A 13,923-nucleotide genomic window follows, 5' to 3' on the forward strand; every position below is an offset into this window, starting at 1 on the left:
TTTGCCTTGGCTGGCCCCTTGGTCGCAAGACCGGCTCAGCCTCTGCTGAGCAACCCCGGCACCGCCACCACCAGCATCGCCACGCCCGACAGGGTCAGCAGCCCCAGCACGATCCGGCGAAACGCCAGCTCGCTGATGCCCAGGTACAACCGTGTGCCGAACAGGGTTGGCAGCAGCATCGCCAGCGCCACCACGGCAAACGACGGCAGCAGCGCCGCCGTCACCAGCCCGCTGCCGATGTAGGTGAGCAGGGTCACCGCCAGCATCGACAGGTTGAAGTTCTGGATCACCGCGCGCTGGGTGTCGCGCTCGAAGCCGCGCAAGGTGCACCACAGTGTCGGCACGGTGCCGGTGAAACCGCCGATACCACCCAGCACACCCCCGACCATGCCCACCGCGCCATCGGCCAGGCGCCCGCCGCGCAACCTGGGCAGGCGCGGCGCCAGCAGCATCAGCGGGCACCACAGCACCAGCAGGCTGCCGAACACCGCCTTGAACCACAGCATGTCCAGGTACGGCAGCACCCACACCCCCAGCGGAATGCCAGCCAGCCCGCCGAGCACGAAGGGCCACAGCAGGGCCCAGCTGAACCCCCGGCGCACACTGAACACGGCGATCAACTGGCCGCTGAGGCTGCCGAACACGGTCAGCACTGCCGCCGCCTGGGGTTCCAGGCCCCAGGCCCAGAACGACATGGCCACCATGCCGAAGGCAAAGCCCGACAGGCCTTGGACGAAACCGGCAACGACAGCGCCGAGGGCGATCAGTAACAGCGGGTCCATGAATGCTCCGTACAGGTGGCCAGTGGGGCAGCATTCCCCACCCATCAGTGGGTGACTATCCCCAGGTTTGCGGCGAAGCCTGAGCGTATCGCGTTCGCATCTTTTGTAACATCTTGAAATATCTGGCCCTTGGCCACATTGCCGTTGGCACAGCCGTTGCTCATCCCACCTACAGGGCACGGCGCCACCCCCGAGGGTGGGCAACAGATGCCCGTTGCACAACACGGGGCATACCGCAATGAAGAAACCAGCTGCAACATCCCTACAGGTGTTCAGGTTGTCCTCAGTCACGGCGCTACTGCTCAGCTTCGGGCTGGTGGGCGCGGTAGCCGGATCCCTGGACGACGTCAGCCAGCCACCGCCCGGCGACCCTTCCGCCTACAGCGACCCACCCGCCAACCCAGTGGCCGCGGCGGCGGCGCTCGAAGCGCTGAAAAGCATGCCAGAAGCCAACGAAGGCTCGCTGGAGCTGACCAATGGGGTTTACGGCGACCGCTCCACGGTAACCACCGACAACGTGCTGCAGCCAGCGCAGCAGACCTCGCGCAAGTACCCCACCAACGGCAAGCCCAGCCCGTTGTTCGGCGCCGAGCCGTTCACCCAGCAACTGCTGCTGCTCGAAGAGTTCGGCCCGGAAAAACTCGACCCGGCCACCCCGCCCTACCAACTGACGTTCCCGCCCCCCATCCTCGGCCCGGCCCCCGCCCAGGACCCTAACATCGTTGCCCGCAGCAGCCCCAACGGCAACGCCCTGGAAGCCTTCCTCACCCAACCTGGGCTGACGCCGTTCCCGTCGCAGTATGCCAACGTGCTCGACCGCAACCCGTGGAAGGCGCAGATCGAGATGTTCCTCAACCGCAATTCGGTAGGCTCGCCCGCCGAAGGCCGTCCACCAGGAAAGGGCTGGTCGCACCAGCGCTGGAACGAGTTCTACCCGCAGGCCGCGTTCAAGACCGCGCAGGCCGGTGCGCGCATCAACCAGGGCCTGCGTGACCGCAAGCAGCTGCACGGCTACAGCAAGGGCGAGTTCGGCCCCGGCGGCCTGTACTACCAGACCTCGGATATCCCCACCACCCTGGGCACCACCAAGGGCATCGACACACGCTTCCACCCGAAGATGCCGCTGCAGAACCACAAGGCGCTGTGGACCTTCGACGGCACTTTCCCGATCAAGCTGCTGATGGTGCGCTACGGCCAGCCGGTGCTGATGCGCCACTACAACGCGCTGCCGATCGACCCGTCGGCCAACAACGGCTTTGGCCTGCACACCATCTCCACCCACGAACACAACGGCCACTCGCCAGCGGAAAGCGACGGCTTCGCCAACGCCTACTTCTTCCCCGGCCAGTACTACGACTACCGCTGGCCGATCCAGCTGGCCGGCTACGACACCATCAACACCCGCGCCCAGGATCCACGCGCCGCCTTCCCCTGCTCGCCCGGCGAAACCCTGTACGTCAATGACAGCTCACCGGGCCTGAAGACCTGCGAGAACGGCAGCATCAAGATCCGCGGCGACTGGCGCGAAACCATGAGCACCCACTGGTTCCACGACCACATGCTCGATTTCACCGCGCAGAACGTCTACAAGGGCAACGCGGTGATGATGAACTACTACTCGGCCATCGACCGCGGCAACGAAGCCCTGCAGGACGGCGTCAACCTGCGCTTCCCCAGCGGCAGCGCAATGCCTTGGGGCAACCGCGACTACGACGTCAACCTGGTGGTCGCCGACAAGGCCTGGGATGCCAATGGCCAACTGTGGTTCAACCCGTTCAACACCGATGGCTTCCTCGGTGACCAGATCCTGGTCAACTGGCAGTACCAGCCAAAGCTGAAAGTGCGTGCGCGCAGCTACCGCTTCCGCATCCTCAACGGCTCGGTGTCGCGCTACTTCAAGTTCGCAATCGTGCGTGAGGTGGCCGGCAGCAGCGGCGAGTTCAAGGGCCCGAGCGGCTCCAATGTGTCGTACAACCGCGTGCCGTTCCACATGATCGGCAACGACGGCAACATCATGGAACACGCGGTGCCGTTCGACGGCAGCATGGACCTCAACGGCGACGGCGACCGCCAGGACAACAACGGCATCCTGCCGCTGCAGGGCATCGCCGAGCGCTACGACATCATCGTCAACTTCGCCAAGAACGGGATCAAGGCCGGCGACAAGCTGTACTTCGTCAACCTGATGGAGCACGACACCGGCAAGGGCCCGAAACAGCCCATCGCCCTGGCCGACATCCTGTCGGAGAAGTACAAGGCGGTGATCAAGCAGGCCAGCAACGGCCCGGAATGGGACAAGGGCGACCCGGCAGTCGGCAAGTTCCTGCAACTGCTGGTGCAGCCCTACAGCGGCCAGGACGTGAGCATGGACCCCACCCTGTATGAACCGGCCAAACCCGGCAAGGCCGAAGGCCTGGTGATGATTCCGCTGACCATCAACCCCGGCAACGCCGCCGACCAGACCAAGCTTGCGGCCGCGCGCCACCGCGAGTTCATCTTCGGCCGCTCGGACGGCACCGACAGCGCGCCCTGGACCATCAAGACCGACGGTGGCTTCGGCTTCAGCATGGACCCACGGCGTATCAGCGCTGCCCCGCAACTGGCCAACGAGGCGACTGCCGCCGGCTTCAGCGGCGACGGCACGCTCGAGGTGTGGAAGATCAAGAACGGCGGCAACGGCTGGAGCCACCCGGTGCACGTGCACTTCGAGGAAGGCGTGATCCTCAGCCGCGACGGCAAGGCGCCGCCGGAATGGGAGAAGTGGGCGCGCAAGGACGTGTACCGCATCGGCCCGGACAAAGACTCGTCCGAGGAAGTGGAAATGGCCATTCGCTTCCGCGAGTTCGCTGGCACCTACATGGAGCACTGCCACAACACCCAGCATGAAGACACCTCGATGCTGCTGCGCTGGGACATCGAGCACCCTGGCCAGTTCCAGCTGATGCCCACGCCGCTGCCCGGCTGGGATGGCGTGCAGTACGTCAACTCCGCCGCCCTGCCGACCTTCCGCAAGGCCGACGGCGACGGTGGTGGCAATGAAGACCCCGGCAACAAACCGCCAGTGGCGGTGAACGACAGCGCCGCCACCAGTGCCGGCAAACCGATCGTGCTCAACGTGTTGGCCAACGACACCGACCCCGACGGCAACCTGCCGCTGACGGTCAGCGGCCTGGCCCAGCCCGACTCGGGCATGGGCGCGGTGAGCAGCAACGGCACCCAGGTGACCTACACCCCGCCGGCCACGGTGGCCACCCCGTTCACCGCCAGCTTCACCTACCTGGCGCGTGATGCCAAAGGCCTGGAGTCGCTGGCCCCGGCCACGGTGAGCATCGCCGTATCGCCCGCCGTGCAGGCCGACACTGTGGTGGTCAGCAGCGCCAGCGTGCAACTGCGCAGCAACAGCCGCTGGACCTGGGAAATCGCCGGCACCACCAGCGTGGCCAGTGGCAACAGCATCCGCGTCAGCACCAACACCACCAGTGGCCCGCTCGACCTGGGCCTGGCGACACTGACCGCCAGTGGTACCGGGGCACGCTGGAAGCTGTCGGTGACCACCACCGGCAGCGGCCCGGCCTCGCCACCGGCGGTGACCGTGAAGTCGGCGCTGGGGCAGACCGTGACCGCACCGCTGAGCATCAAGTGAAGTAGAAACCGTGGGAGCGGGCTTGCCCCGCGATGACGCCAGCCCAGGCAACAGCGTTGCCCAGGCTCGGCCCATCGCGGGGCAAGCCCGCTCCCACGAGCCCAGGCCTTGTCACACACCCAAGAGGGTAAAACCATGCCCCGCACCTGGCGCCTGCTGCTGCCCCTGCTGATCATCCTCAGCCTGCCCTGCGCCCTGCCCCCGACCCGCGCCAGCGCTGACCCCGACACCCCCTGGGGGGCCAACTATTTCCCCAACATCCCCCTGCTTAGCCAGGACGGCAAACAGGTACGTTTCTTCGACGACCTGATCAAGGACAAGGTGGTGGCCATCAACTTCATCTTCACCGGCTGCGGCGACTCCTGCCCGGTGGAAACCGCGCGCCTGCGCCAGGTGCAGAAGCTGCTGGGCGAACGCGTCGGCCAGGACATCTTCTTCTACTCGATCAGCATCGACCCCTACAACGACACCCCCACCACCCTCAAGCGCTACGCCGAAAAGTTCGCCATCGGCCCCGGCTGGACCCTGCTCACCGGCGAAGCCGCCGACATCGAACAACTGCGCCGCAGCCTCGGCCTGTATATCGAAGGCCTGGAAAACGGCCGCAGCAAAGACCACAACCTGAGCCTGATCATCGGCAACCAGAGCACCGGCCGCTGGATGAAAGCCTCGCCCTTCGAAAGCCCGTACATCCTCGCCGACCGCCTGGCCAACAGCCTGCACAACTGGAAGACCGCCAGCGCGCAGAACCTCGACTACACCCAGGCGCCGGCCATTCGCCCGCCCAGTGCCGGCGAGCAGCTGTTCCGCACCCGCTGTTCGTCGTGCCACACCGTTGGCGAGGCCGAACGCGGTGCCACCGGTGGGATTGGGCCGGACCTGCTGGGGGTGACCCGCCAGCGCGACGAAGCCTGGCTGAAACGCTGGCTGATGGTGCCGGACCAGATGCTGGCCGAAAAAGACCCGCTGGCCATGCTGCTGTACCAGCAGTACAACCAGCTGGCGATGCCCAATATGCGGTTGGGGGAGACCGAGGTGGCGGCGTTGCTGGCGTATCTGGAGGAAGAGACGACGCGGGTTCAGGGGGTGGTGGGGCGATAGGGTCAGGGGTCATCGTAGCTCTTGAAGGTGGGGTCCCATTTACGGCGTAAGCGGATGGGGGAAGGTGTCAGCCCGGGGATGATCCAAAGGTGGTAGAGAATCATCGGGATCGACAGCCAGACGATCCAGGGGTGTTCCTGTACGGTCTCGACGGGGAGGCCGAATCGTTCATATTCACCAGGGAAGACATGGAAGAAGTAAAAAACCGCAAAGCCAATGTTGTAGAACGAACCGAATACCGCTTTGCCCTCGGTCAGATTGACCCCGGAAAAAAAGAACCAGAGAAGCACCGACGATGAGAGGCTCCAGCACACGACAAGAAAAAACGTCAAGGCAGTCATAAGCACCCCAGGGCGTTACCTCAAAATATCCATGTCTCTTTTCCAACGGAAGCAATTCACATTATTCTTCCGGAATTGTGCAACGAAATGAAGCACGGCAAATGCGCAAGCAAACCAGAACACATGGGGATGACGCTCGATGCTGTCAGGGCGTTGATATACATAAAAATATTTATCCAGAGCACTCACGGAACAATGCATGAAAGCCAGGATAAAATTGTAGAAAATCACAGCGCCATGCCTCCCGCCCTCCTCGCCTCGCTTGGTTACGCAGCACCTTAGAAACCGTGATCCGGCAAGTGCCACAAAAGAAAAAGCAATATAAAACCACAACATTGCATCACCCTCATCAAGCTTCACTAATTACAGCCAATCATCCCAGCCGCGTTGATTCAGCCTTACCTCTGGACAACCCAAAACAGCGAACATTATTTTTTGCCACAATGCCGTATAGGTGAATGAGCATGAATACGAAGGCCAACCCCTCAGCTCTCCCATACACCAAAATCCAGCGTGCCGACTTCATTACCCATGAATTCGCAGTAGCGCTTCACTTTTTTCTGAACCATCTCTTTGGCTCCCACTGCACGGGAAATGCAAAGCTGTGCATCCACATACCAACAATGCACCACCACCCAACAGCAGGATTCTCATATCTAAAGCCAGGCATATAACCAATAAACAGCAAATGGGATCGCTCCATAATCCTCATATAGTAAGTTGAAAAAACAAATTGAAAGCCACGCACAACCAGAAAGTCAGCCACCTGAAATTCGCTCCAGAACACCTAAACCTAAGCGTATACGCAATGACCACCCCGAAAACTACGCCCCCCCCAAACAACCAGGAAATCATTATTTCTTAATCTCCACCCAGATCAACTCACCATTCATGACGTTCACACCAAGCTCTAGCCCAATAGCTCCTGCCCCCAAATTTTTGTACGCAGGAACCATGTCAGACCTGATGTACTTAAAAAGCCTCCAAGCATTTCGACCAACAACGAGCGTAGTCAACCCAAAACCAGACAACGCCATATCCGTAGCGGCATACACGACATTCCCATGCGAAGCCTTCCCTCCCAGCGCTTTGGCTACTTCCTGATAACCCTTTCTAAGTGGACCGACCGTATCGGTTCTCCCCTGATAAATATTTTTGCCATTTTCATAAATTGCATTGATCCCATGCTGCACGAGTGCCCCCCTCCCAAAGCGCACGCAACCCCTGCGGTCAGCTTGCATACAGCGACACCGCCTGCAACCTGTATTACTCCGGCCGCCAACCCTGCCACCAGTTTTGAATATTGAAAAACTTGATCAGCCAACTCGGCATGTTCTTTCCTTATTTGAACCAGCCCTTGCTCCGGCGTTTTCCTCCCCGTCCGAACATCCTCCACAATGCCCTTCCCGACATACGCCATCTCCTGCGTAAACTGCAGCCGCAACATCCCGTCATCCAGGCACCGCGCGGCAACTTCGCAGGCACATTGCGTCAGCCGCGCCGCGGCATGGCTGACCTCCCAGAAGTCGTCGTCCCACGGCACGTCATGCTCGCTGCGCCCGCTCATTCCTCGCCCCAGGTTGCATACCCGGTTGTCCCGGCCACATGGTGCACCCAGGAGATATCCCGATAACGCAGCGCCAGATACTCTTGCGGCTCCTGCTCGTTGAGCAGGACGGCGTGGGGCATGGCAACGTTCTGCTGGACGATCACCGCCCCGCCGAGCCTCACCGAGTAGTACTTTTCCAGAAGGCCCGCGGCGCTGGTGCGGAAGAACTGAATATCGCATTCGACCCGCTCACCGGTGTCCAGCGCCTGGGCCAGAAGCGGGGTGGCCTTGTCGACGAACTTGGTGAGGTAAACCGGACGGTGCAGCGCGCGCTGCGTGTTGTCGGCATTGGTGAGGCCATGGTCGAAGGCCAGGACCATGATTTCATCCCTATGCCCCAGTTGGCATTTGTTGCCGATGGACTCCTGGGTGGAGCAGCCCGCCGAGATCAAGCCCTGCAGCGAACCTTTGATCGACATATATCCGTGATAAGCCATGTTACGAACTCCCTGTAAAAGGCTCGCAATCTAATGGCGCTCGGTGCAGCTGTATGTCGGACGCGTCCGAAAATACGCCATTGAGAAGTTACCAAGTACGTCAGACATGCTGGACGCACGCACTCACTTCCTGGGCAAAACTGCCTGCCAAACGGCTTGACCCTCACACGCGTCGCGCTCCATGCTCAGCCGCTTCCACCCACGCTCAAGGAACGACTGCATGAAGCTGGAAACACTCGCCATCCACGCGGGCTTCAGCCCCGACCCGACCACTCGGGCCGTGGCCGTGCCGATCTACCAGACCACCTCGTTCGCCTTCGACGACACCCAGCACGGTGCCGACCTGTTCGACCTGAAGGTGGCCGGCAACATCTACTCGCGCATCATGAACCCCACCAACGACGTGCTCGAACAGCGCATGGCCGCCCTCGAAGGCGGGGTCGGCGCGCTGGCCGTGGCTTCTGGCATGGCCGCCATCACCTACGCCATCCAGACCGTCGCCGAGGCCGGCGACAACATCGTCTCGGTGGCCAAGCTGTACGGCGGCACCTACAACCTGCTGGCCCACACCCTGCCACGCATGGGCATCACCACCCGCTTCGCCGCCCATGACGACATCGCCGCCCTCGAAGCGCTGATCGACGAACGCACCAAGGCAGTGTTCTGCGAGTCCATCGGCAACCCCGCCGGCAACATCGTCGACATCGCCGCCCTGGCCGCCGCCGCCCACCGCCACGGCGTGCCGCTGATCGTCGACAACACCGTGGCCACGCCGATCCTGTGCCGCCCGTTCGAGCACGGCGCCGACATCGTGGTGCACTCGCTGACCAAATACATCGGCGGCCACGGCACCAGCATCGGCGGCATCGTCATCGACTCGGGCAAGTTCCCCTGGGCCGAGCACAAGGCACGCTTCGCCCTGCTCAACACCCCCGATGCCTCCTACCACGGCGTGACCTACACCGAAGCCTTCGGCCCCGCCGCGTTCATTGGCCGCTGCCGCGTGGTGCCGCTGCGCAACACCGGTGCCGCGCTGTCGCCGTTCAACGCCTTCCTGATCCTGCAAGGCCTGGAAACCCTGGCCCTGCGCATGGAGCGCCACACCGAGAACGCGCTCAAAGTTGCCCACTACCTGCGAGGGCACGAGCAAGTGGCATGGGTGAAATACGCCGGCCTGCCCGACCACCCCGAGCATGACCTGGCCCAGCGCTACACCGGCGGCAAGCCGGCCTCGATCCTGTCGTTCGGCATCAAGGGCGGCCAGGCCGCAGGTGCACGCTTCATCGACGCGCTGCAGTTGGTGGTGCGCCTGGTGAATATCGGTGACGCCAAGTCGCTGGCCTGCCACCCCGCCTCCACCACCCACCGCCAGCTCAACGATGAAGAGCTGGAAAAGGCCGGCGTGCCACGGGACATGGTGCGCTTGTCGATCGGCATCGAGCACAGCGACGACATCATGGCCGACCTGGCCCAGGCGCTGGAGGCCAGCCGCGGCTGATTCACCCGCGCCCCACCCAATGCCGACGGCGGGCGCACCCTTGGCAACAGCGGATACCCAGGCAATGACCCTGTTCTACCTGAAACTCATCGTCACGCCGCTGCTGATGTGGGCCGTGTCCCTCGCCTCACGGCGCTGGGGAGGCCTGCTCGGCGGCTTGCTGTCCGGCCTGCCGATCACCTCGGCGCTGGTGATGACCTTCCTGTGCCTGGAGCAAGGCACGGCGTTCGTCCTGGGCGCGGTGCCCGGCGCCCTCGGCGGCCTGGCGGCGGTGCAGGCCACCTACGCCGTCTACCTGTACATCACCCGTCGCTTCGGCATTGCCGGCGCCGTGCCGCTGGCGCTGCTGTGTTATGGCGTGGCGGCCTACGCCTTCACCCATTGGGGCGGCCTGCCCCTGTCGATAGCCGTAGCCCTGCTGCTGATCGCCGTGCTGATCCGCGCCAGTGGCCGCGAGCCCAGGCCCGACAGCCTCGCCCAGCCCCGCCACCGTTATTGGGAAATACCCCTGCGCATGGTGTCCGCCACCGGCCTGCTGATGGTCACCACCAGCCTGGCCAGCTGGCTCGGGCCCGCCGCCAGCGGGATGCTCGCGCCGATCCCGGTGATCGCCTGGCCGTTGGTGGTGTTTGCCCATGTGCAAAGCGGGCGCGCCGGGATGGCGATGATGGTGCGTGGCAATGCGATTGGCGCGGTGGGGGTGATTGCGTTTTATTTGATCGTGGCCGGGTTGCTGGAGCGCATCGGCATTGCTGCGACCATGGGGCTGGCCGTGGTGGTGGCGGTTGTGCTGACCGTGGCGTTGGCGACGGTATTGCGCCGGCGCGGGGCTTGATCTGCTCGCGCCGGTTTCGCCCATGAAAAAGCCGCTCCCGGTGCTCCGGAAGCGGCTTTGTCGTTTAACGGTCGAGGCTCATTTGTCGCCTTGCTCTTTGATCGATGGCAACTGCCCCTCGATCATTACCCTGGCCAGGCCGCTGAGGTAGAAGGTCGCGCGCATCAGCGTCTGCGCCTCGCGTGGTTTGGCAAGTGCCTGCTGGGTAAGCCCGGTGACGCAGCCCAGGATGACTGAAGCCTCTTCCAGTACCTCGCGCGTCTGCAGCCCCGGCGTGGCCTGCACCCAGTGGCGTGTTGGCATCTGCTTGCCCCGTTGGGCCAGTGCGATGACGTTCAGTTTCTGCCGCTCCTGCGATTGCTCGTCCTTGTCCATGCGCTTACCCCCTGTCAACGACGGCAACGGCCGCAACCGGCCACCCGCCCAGTGGAAAAAAAGAGCCCGCCGCGTCTCCCCCTCCGGGGCCTCCGGGCCTCACCGCACGATCCTTGTGCAGTGCGCTGATCTGAAGGCCCGGCCAACCCCGGACGGTGAAACACGACGAGCAGGGCGAGACTAGTCGTGCAGATTCACTATCTCAACAGGCTAAGGCCTGAAGAAGGGCTGTTAGGAAATGGACTACATGAAGAGCAGAAGAAATCCTGTAGGACCTACGAGATCAGCTTGCATCACTGTGCGTATTGGCCCTCTTGCACAGCCGCTTGCCACCCCCTGGAAACGGTTTGTGGCCAATGCTGTCGAGCCGTGAGTTTTGCACGTAGCTTCTGCTTACTTCTGCAGCTCTGAAGTTAGATTCAGAACTGATCAGTTGTACTCAGGTACTGGGGAAGAAGCCTGGAGAAGGTCGGCGAAAGCATCGGGCATTGCGCCTTTCTTGAGCATCGCCTTGAAAACCGTATAGACATCAGTGCGAGCGCCAGCCTTGCGTAGGGTCGCCTCGTCATTCAGCCATGCGTAGATGATGCTTTTGGGAACGTCGCCTCGGTACTGGAAGAAAAGGCGATAGCGGTTGGGCAGCCCGGCTTTGACCCTGCGCCAGTGCCGACAGTCCTTACCCAGAGTGTTGCCTTGAACGTAAGCCTTCGCACCTGGATCTGCCGGTACGCGCTCCATGATAGAGGCATCGACTTTTTCCAGAAGCTTGTAATAGGGATGGTTATGGAATCCGTCTGGATCATCGGCTGCCAGACATTCCGCTTCGACAATCAATGCTTCAAAGCGGCTGAGAAAAAGCGGATGACCAAACAGTGCCCATTCGTTGACTAGTGTAATCATCCCTGGCTGCATCACTCAACCTTCAAGCAGCTCGGTACGCTCGCGATTCGCTTGCGCTTTGGCCCGAAGGTGACCCATACGATTCAGCAACGCTGACGGGATGGGCTGGATCCTTTCCGGATGCTCTGATATGTCAGCATGCACAAGCTCAAGAAAGGCTTTTTTGGCCTCCTGCGCTTCGCGCTCGGCGGCCAGGAAAGTCACCTTTACCCTTGACTTGGACATGTTTTGCTCCTGTTCTCGCCCTGCGACAGCTACCGCATGTGCGGCCTGACGAAGGCAATAATACAGCAGAAGCAGCCATGCGAACCTTGGGCAAGCCCATCGTTACAGGTTTCAGAACGGTACTACAATCCCGGCCCGCGGATGCCCGAGTTCGGCAGCGAACGGTTAGCCCTTTTGGCACAGGCTCTTGTACCCGCGCAGGCCTATATTTTGACCAGAACCTCTGTTGCCGGGAGCTGCAGCATGAACATCGATTGGGTCAACTTCACGCCTTGGGCGTCATTGGCCGGAGGCGCCTTGATCGGCCTGGCCGCCAGCCTGTTCATCCTGGCGAATGGCCGTATCGCCGGCATCAGTGGCCTGCTTGGCAGCCTGATCCAGGGCGATGGTGAGGGCCGCAGCGAGAAGGCGTTGTTCCTGCTCGGCCTGGTGCTCGCGCCGGTGCTGTGGGGGCTGTTTGCCGTGTTGCCCAAGATCGAAATCCACTCCGGGTGGCCGGCGTTGGTGATTGCCGGCCTGCTGGTCGGTATGGGAACCCGCTACGCTGCGGGTTGCACCAGTGGCCATGGCGTCTGTGGCGTGTCCCGGTTGTCGCCCAGGTCGATGCTGGCCACCTTGTGCTTCATGGCGACCGGGTTTGCCACGGTGTTTGTCATCCGCCATCTGCTGGGGGCTTGAACATGGGCAAGTTCACGGCCTTTCTCGCAGGGTTGGTCTTTGGCTTCGGTCTGCTGCTTGGGGGCATGACCAACCCCGCGAAGGTGCTGGCGTTTCTCGATGTGGCCGGGGTCTGGGACCCCAGCCTGGCGTTGGTGATGGCAGGCGCCATCGCGGTGGCGGCCGCCCCGCTGAACTGGGCGCGCACGCGCAAACAGTCCTTGCTCGGTGCGCCCATGCAGTTGCCCGTGAAGCGCACACTGGATGCCCGCTTGATTGGCGGCAGCCTGGTGTTTGGCGTGGGTTGGGGGATTGCCGGTTTCTGCCCTGGGCCGGCGGTGGCGTTGCTGTCTACTGGGCGGTGGCAGGTGCTTGTGTTCGTGGTGGCGATGCTGGTTGGCATGTATCTGTTTGCCAAGCTGGAGAGTCGACGCGGCGCTTGAGCGAGTTATCGGTTTCCGGGGCACCATCACATGAGGGTCATGTCGCCCGAAGACACCTTCGGGCGTGTTGCTTCTGCTCTATTCGCCCCGCAAGGCTGGGGCCATCAAGCCATGGTTCGCATCCTGGACCAGCGCCTTGGCCATGCCGCTGAGGTAGTGCATCGCCGTCAGTAGCGTGGGCAGGTGATCCGTTTCCACCATCGCCAGGTCACTGATCTTGTGCACCGCACACATCAGCACGGTCGCCTGCTCCACCGCATGGTCCAGCGGATGGCCCGGTACCACGCGGAACAGTGGGGCTTGCACACCAGCCTCCCCGCCTTCGCCGAAATGGCCGACGCCGGTGGTGGCGAGTTGCTTGATGCGTGAGGTTTGCGATTCCTTGTCCATACCACTCCTCCTGCGGCCCCGCGAACGGCGCGGGGCCTGATCGGTGAACATCAAGGGCGAGTACGAGTTCGCCAGGTCAGTGTCGGGATTGCACGCGACTTAGCGCTACTTCCACCAGGGTGTGGGCGCTGTCGATTTCGTGGATGGCGGCGAGGGTCAGGACCTGGGCTGGGGGTTTGGTGTGGAGCAGGATGGACTGCTGGCTGACGGTCAGGGCGCAGACTAGGTATTCGGAGATTTGGACCAGGAGGTCTTCTAGGGTTTGGGTGGTGTATTTGTTGTGGTGGGGTGGGTCGGGGACGATCTTTAGCATGGTTACACTCCTTCATCGGGATGGAACCGCCAAGATCCTGCTGTCAAACAGAATGGTGGCAGCGGTACGTGGGTTGACAGACCGAGGATGAAGGAACCCGGCGCACACGAGGTGCCCCACGTACAGCCGCCATAAGCGCGCATGTGCAATCCATTCATCAGCAACGGCCTGTCAAAGCCGTGTCGCTGGGTTAGTAGCGACTTGGCGAGACTAGATGGCTGATGGGGCAATCGCAACGGCTGCGGAGGCGTAGAAGCATGATACGGAAATGGACTACAAAAAATAGGGTGAATCTGACACGTAGGGGGATTACTAAAACATTCTGACCATCACCTCAGCGAAACACCCTACCATACAGGGCACCCTCATCTTAC

General features: G+C 62.2%; 15 protein-coding genes. 6 read left to right on the top strand and 9 right to left on the bottom strand.

Annotation, left to right across the window (positions count from 1 at the left end; all coding sequences use genetic code 11):
* Window positions 1-35 precede the first annotated feature (35 nt).
* Window positions 36-782 (bottom strand): sulfite exporter TauE/SafE family protein, encoded by a 747-nt coding sequence (locus tag ACO6VM_RS07345; RefSeq protein ID WP_125859325.1) that lies wholly within the window; start codon window positions 780-782, stop codon window positions 36-38.
* A gap of 238 nt (window positions 783-1,020) precedes the next feature.
* Between ACO6VM_RS07345 and ACO6VM_RS07350 the strand changes: the two genes are divergently transcribed.
* Both ACO6VM_RS07350 and ACO6VM_RS07355 read left to right on the top strand, forming a co-directional pair.
* A complete protein-coding gene (locus ACO6VM_RS07350) occupies window positions 1,021-4,425 on the top strand; it encodes an Ig-like domain-containing protein (protein ID WP_422402983.1) in 3,405 nt (1,134 codons plus the stop codon).
* 135 nt (window positions 4,426-4,560) lie between these two features.
* A complete protein-coding gene (locus ACO6VM_RS07355) occupies window positions 4,561-5,526 on the top strand; it encodes an SCO family protein (protein WP_422402984.1) in 966 nt (321 codons plus the stop codon).
* Window positions 5,527-5,528: 2 nt separating this feature from the next.
* On the opposite strand, the gene ACO6VM_RS07360 is transcribed toward ACO6VM_RS07355, so the two are convergent.
* The 3 genes from ACO6VM_RS07360 to ACO6VM_RS07370 form a co-directional block, all read right to left on the bottom strand.
* Window positions 5,529-5,867, bottom strand: coding sequence for a hypothetical protein (locus ACO6VM_RS07360; protein WP_422402985.1), 339 nt, complete (start codon window positions 5,865-5,867; stop codon window positions 5,529-5,531).
* A gap of 854 nt (window positions 5,868-6,721) precedes the next feature.
* Window positions 6,722-7,108, bottom strand: coding sequence for a DUF4225 domain-containing protein (locus tag ACO6VM_RS07365; RefSeq protein WP_422402986.1), 387 nt, complete (start codon window positions 7,106-7,108; stop codon window positions 6,722-6,724).
* Between the two features lie 322 nt (window positions 7,109-7,430).
* A complete protein-coding gene (locus tag ACO6VM_RS07370) occupies window positions 7,431-7,913 on the bottom strand; it encodes an Hcp family type VI secretion system effector (protein WP_422402987.1) in 483 nt (160 codons plus the stop codon).
* Between the two features lie 220 nt (window positions 7,914-8,133).
* Between ACO6VM_RS07370 and ACO6VM_RS07375 the strand changes: the two genes are divergently transcribed.
* Window positions 8,134-9,411: a bifunctional O-acetylhomoserine aminocarboxypropyltransferase/cysteine synthase gene (locus ACO6VM_RS07375; protein WP_422402988.1), complete on the top strand. Its 1,278-nt coding sequence runs from the start codon at window positions 8,134-8,136 to the stop codon at window positions 9,409-9,411.
* Window positions 9,412-9,475: 64 nt separating this feature from the next.
* Entirely contained in the window at window positions 9,476-10,246 is a 771-nt protein-coding gene (locus ACO6VM_RS07380) for a hypothetical protein (RefSeq protein ID WP_422402989.1), read from the top strand.
* Window positions 10,247-10,324: 78 nt separating this feature from the next.
* Here ACO6VM_RS07380 and ACO6VM_RS07385 read toward each other — a convergent pair whose 3' ends face one another.
* From ACO6VM_RS07385 to ACO6VM_RS07395, 3 genes are all read right to left on the bottom strand, one after another.
* Window positions 10,325-10,621, bottom strand: a complete 297-nt coding sequence (locus ACO6VM_RS07385) for a DUF3077 domain-containing protein (RefSeq protein WP_125859331.1) — start codon at window positions 10,619-10,621, stop codon at window positions 10,325-10,327.
* 429 nt (window positions 10,622-11,050) lie between these two features.
* Window positions 11,051-11,533 carry a type II toxin-antitoxin system YhaV family toxin gene (locus ACO6VM_RS07390; protein WP_422402990.1) on the bottom strand — a complete coding sequence of 161 codons (483 nt, stop codon included), beginning with the start codon at window positions 11,531-11,533 and terminating at the stop codon, window positions 11,051-11,053.
* A 3-nt stretch (window positions 11,534-11,536) separates the two neighbouring features.
* Window positions 11,537-11,746, bottom strand: a complete 210-nt coding sequence (locus ACO6VM_RS07395) for a hypothetical protein (RefSeq protein WP_422402991.1) — start codon at window positions 11,744-11,746, stop codon at window positions 11,537-11,539.
* Window positions 11,747-11,989: 243 nt separating this feature from the next.
* Here ACO6VM_RS07395 and ACO6VM_RS07400 point away from each other — a divergent pair, with 243 nt between their 5' ends.
* A complete protein-coding gene (locus ACO6VM_RS07400; RefSeq protein ID WP_422402992.1) occupies window positions 11,990-12,424 on the top strand; it encodes a YeeE/YedE family protein in 435 nt (144 codons plus the stop codon).
* A gap of 2 nt (window positions 12,425-12,426) precedes the next feature.
* Window positions 12,427-12,846, top strand: coding sequence for a DUF6691 family protein (locus tag ACO6VM_RS07405; RefSeq protein WP_422402993.1), 420 nt, complete (start codon window positions 12,427-12,429; stop codon window positions 12,844-12,846).
* A gap of 78 nt (window positions 12,847-12,924) precedes the next feature.
* On the opposite strand, the gene ACO6VM_RS07410 is transcribed toward ACO6VM_RS07405, so the two are convergent.
* Together ACO6VM_RS07410 and ACO6VM_RS07415 are read right to left on the bottom strand one after the other, a co-directional pair.
* Window positions 12,925-13,236, bottom strand: coding sequence for a DUF3077 domain-containing protein (locus ACO6VM_RS07410; RefSeq protein ID WP_422402994.1), 312 nt, complete (start codon window positions 13,234-13,236; stop codon window positions 12,925-12,927).
* Between the two features lie 76 nt (window positions 13,237-13,312).
* Window positions 13,313-13,549 (bottom strand): hypothetical protein, encoded by a 237-nt coding sequence (locus tag ACO6VM_RS07415; RefSeq protein ID WP_322360635.1) that lies wholly within the window; start codon window positions 13,547-13,549, stop codon window positions 13,313-13,315.
* Window positions 13,550-13,923 lie beyond the last annotated feature (374 nt).

The organism is Pseudomonas sp. GZD-209 (assembly GCF_049310485.1).
In the GTDB taxonomy this organism is placed as follows: Bacteria; Pseudomonadota; Gammaproteobacteria; order Pseudomonadales; family Pseudomonadaceae; genus Aquipseudomonas; species Aquipseudomonas sichuanensis.